Origin of the sequence: Mycobacterium sp. ENV421 (assembly GCF_002887815.1) — a bacterium.
Lineage (GTDB): Bacteria > Actinomycetota > Actinomycetes > Mycobacteriales > Mycobacteriaceae > Mycobacterium.
Genome location: NZ_PDHO01000091.1, coordinates 1 through 3,786, shown reverse-complemented (window position 1 = coordinate 3,786; position 3,786 = coordinate 1). Strand labels below are relative to the sequence as shown.

General features: G+C 61.5%; 2 protein-coding genes. Both read right to left on the bottom strand.

Translation table 11 applies throughout. The features are described from left to right. Positions 1-25: 25 nt before the first annotated feature. The gene (locus tag CRM90_RS29590; protein WP_102810400.1) at positions 26-2,533 is read right to left on the bottom strand and encodes a tyrosine-type recombinase/integrase; all 2,508 of its coding nucleotides are present in this window, start codon (positions 2,531-2,533) and stop codon (positions 26-28) included. Beyond that, positions 2,530-3,678, bottom strand: coding sequence for a tyrosine-type recombinase/integrase (locus CRM90_RS29585; RefSeq protein WP_233209596.1), 1,149 nt, complete (start codon positions 3,676-3,678; stop codon positions 2,530-2,532). Before CRM90_RS29585 ends, CRM90_RS29590 begins: the two co-directional genes overlap by 4 nt. Positions 3,679-3,786 lie beyond the last annotated feature (108 nt).

Sequence of the window (3,786 nt, the reverse complement as noted above, 5' to 3'; positions counted from 1 at the left end):
GAGGGCGTCCGCGGCGCAGAGGTGGTCACTGACGCTCCTCGCTGTGTGTTGGTCGGCGGACGACAGTGAGGGGCAGGGTCATGCCGGCGCGTGCTTTTCTCAGCGTCGCCGCGGCCTCCTGCACGCGGGCTCGCTCGTCGTCGTCCAGCTGTGCGATGTTGTCGCGCATCGTGGTCAGTACGTGCTGATAGGCGTCGATCTGCGCCGCCAGGTTGGCAGTCACGAACTCGGCGGTTCCGAGTGCCATCGCCGTCTCGCGGTCTGCGCGTAGCGAGGCGATGTGCTCTTCGATAGCCGGAATGTAGGACGGGTCGGGTCGGTAGAAACCGCAGCCCGCGCATTGGAATCGTACCGGGCACGCGTGTCCTCCGGCTTGCACGTTGGCTGGCTCAATGCAATTGCCGAATGGCACAGCAACAGAACGCATTTGGTATCGCACTGATTGGGTCAGCGGTTCTGCGGTTCCCTGTCGGCTGACGGTGTACTTGCCGATGGTATCGATGGCGGCGCGTTTTCGTTGGGCGGTGATGGAATAGTAGCCGACCGTTGTTTTCACCGATTTGTGATCCATCAGTTCGCGCAGGACGTCCACGGGTGTTCCGCTGTCAGCGTGGCGCTGGGCGTAAGAGTGACGGAACGCGTAGGGGAAGATCCGGGAGCGGTCGAAGGGCACTGGTTCGCCGTCGCGGTCGACTTCGGTGCTGTCGAGCCGCTCGATGGAGGCGACCCACTCTCGCAGGATTCCTGCAAGGGTCGATGTTGGCATGTGGGGTTGGTGCGGGGTGTGGCCTGGGAAGAGGTAGTCGTCGGATATCTTGTCGGCGGTTACTTCGCTGCGGATGTCCATCCATTGGCGGAGCGTGTCGGCGGTGGACTGATTGATCGGTAGCTTTCTGCCGAGTCGGCGCGCCTTGTGGTTGTCGTAGATCAGGATCGGTCCGTGGGTGTCGCGTGTCAGGCAGTCTCGGCTCAGGCTGACGACTTCCAGCGGACGACGTCCGGTATCGCGCATGACGCAGTAGAGGGCTTGAAACATCGTCCGGCGCTGAGTGGTCGGCAGTGCCTTGTGGTAGCGGCTTACCTGTCCGAGTGCGTCGATCTGGGCGTCTAGTTGGCGTTGAATCGCCTCCGGTAGTGCCTTTCCGACGGGCTCGTCCTGTGCGTCCTCGGCGAACATCGCGGCGGCACGTTGCGATGCGAACGACATTGAGAGGTCATTGAGGTGGCCGTTGCGGCGGCCGAAGTCGACGAGTTCGAAGAACAGCCCGTAGAGCCGGCGCTTGTGTCTGTTGCTGACGGCTGCACCGGAAGGTCCGGTTTCGGCCTGAATGGCGGCGACGATGTGTTCGACGTCGAGGTGGTCTAGGTTGGCGATTACCGAGCCCTCGTCGGGTCGTCGCCTCAATGCTTGCGAGGCGAGCGTGGCGCCGCTGAGTGTGTCGTAGACACGCCGTAAGTCGCTCTGGTTGCGTGCCCAGCTCATCGTCAACTCACGGAGCCAGGATTGGCTCAGAGGCGCGAAATCAATACCGCTGCGTCGTCTGTTTCCGCCGCGAGTAGCGGGGTCGATCATGAGCCCGACTTCCACGGGGTCCCAGACCAACCTGTCGTGGGGGCTCCGGCCGCAGAACTCGTCGTAAGCGCCGAGCAGGGTACGGCGGAATTCGTATAGATGTGCGGCGGTGTTGGATTCGTTGTTCTTTGCGGTGAGTGCCCGCATTTCTGTGTCGGTGAGGGTCGCCAGACTCGGTTCCCCCTCCAGTGCGCGGGTCAAGGTGCGAATCGATGCCGGGTATATTCGGCCACCTCGAGCGCTACGTTGTTGGACGGCGTAGAGCATCTCGCAGCGAAGCCGGTCCGGTAGGTGCACAAGCGAGAACTGGAATCTGGCTACGTAGACCGGAGCCGTGCGCGCCCAGGTATCGACGGGCGGTCGGCCCGCCTTCTCCCAACGCTCGATGTGCATAGTGCACAGCTTTCCAATGCTGGACCGTGTTATTCGGTCGCACGCAGGCACCGCGCATTCCGGATGTGTCGCTTGTATCGGAATGCTGATCTTCTGCGTGCGAAGCCAGTCGTCGATTGATCGTTGCGGCTCGCGCTTTTGGAACCGCAGCCACGTACACAGATGTTGTTGGCATACGCCGTGCGCCGATGCGACTCTCCAGCACCTTTCTCGACCGTGCGTGACCCGGCAGAGTAGAAACTCTTCTCCGTGAATGCGCGGCAAGCGCTTTCGGCGTGTGGGCTGGTGCGTTGTTGTGAACTCTTCGAGCCCCATCTCGGATTCGTTGTACACGCGTTCACATGGCGGGCAGAGTTTGTGTTTGTCGATGAGGGTGCCGCAGGCGACGACATGACAGCGATGCACGGCGGTGCCGGGATCGTCGGGATCGCCGGTGAACAGCCAGAGTTCTGGATTCCATTGGCCGGGCTTCCACTTGCCGTCGATGCGACCTTTGAGCCAGTCGAGCCAGTCGCCTGTCGGTGTTGGAAGGGCCTCGGGGACGCTTAGGCGCCGTGGCGAGCTCACTTGAGTTCTCCGCCGGAACCCACTGCGGCGCGTTCCACCGCCGCACGTTTCACGGCATCAGTGGGGTGCAAGTAGACCTGCATCGAGGCTGGCGAAACGTGGCCCAGCAGCGCTTGCACGACATCGCGGGGGACGCCAGCGCATAGCCAACGGGTTGCCGCCGAATGCCTCAACATGTGAGGGCGCACGGGGAATCCCAGCTGCACTGAGACTCTGTCGAAGAGCTTCTTCGCGTTGTGGTACTTCAAGGGTTCTCCGATTGGAGGGCGGTACAGGTTGACGAACACGAAATCGGTGCCGTCGATACCTTCGACGTCGTGCCGCTCGTGCTGGTACTCCGCATACGCGTCGACGACGTGCTGGGTGACCGGAACAGAACGGGCGAAACGACTTTTCGCCAAGGCTCCGTTGGCATTCAGACGGCGCCTTACATGCACGTGAGGGCCCGTCACGGTGCACCCCAAGGATGCGCTCGACGACATAAAGTGCATGTCGCCCCGCCGCAGGCCCAAAGCTTCTCCGATCCGCAGGCCGGTTTCGGCGAGCAACGCCACCAAGAGTCGATCGCGAACGTGCGGAAGTGCTTTTAACATGATCTCCACCTGCTGATCCGTCAAGAACTCCGGTGGCGACTCCGTTTCGGTCAGCTTCAGAGAACGTGCCTGCACAACGCGGAACTGTTGCTCTTCGCCGTAGTCGTAACCGGGAGGACCGAACCGCAGATATTTCGGATGAGTCAACGACTCGACCAATTCGGCTGAGACCCAGCCGCGGGTGACGGAAAACGCCAAGAAATCACGGACAGCGGTGAGTGTCGCGTTTGCGGTCTTGTTGCTACGGAACCTATTTGAAGATCCGTTCGATTTGCTGTTGCGCATCGGTATAGCCACCAACGAGCGAAGGAACCGACCGAGGTCGTCGACGGTTACCGCGCGCCAGTCCAGCCGAGCGTCCGAGCAGTAACTCAGGTAGGCCGCTACGCGGCCTGCATAAACGCGCTCAGTGTTCGGCGACCGGCCGAGCGCACGCAGCCAGGCGAGGTACGCGGTTGCTTCGGAATGCATCTCGTAACTCTGGTCAATGACCACGTACGCAACGTCTCTTCCACCTCTAGATACCGCTCGTTCAGCGGTATAGATCGACACCTCCGCAGACTAAGCGCACACAACTAGGGAGGGTCGGATACGAGGCTGGCGTGTCGCCTTTGCAGAATTGAACGCACACACCTGGACGAGACATTCAAGTGCAGATAA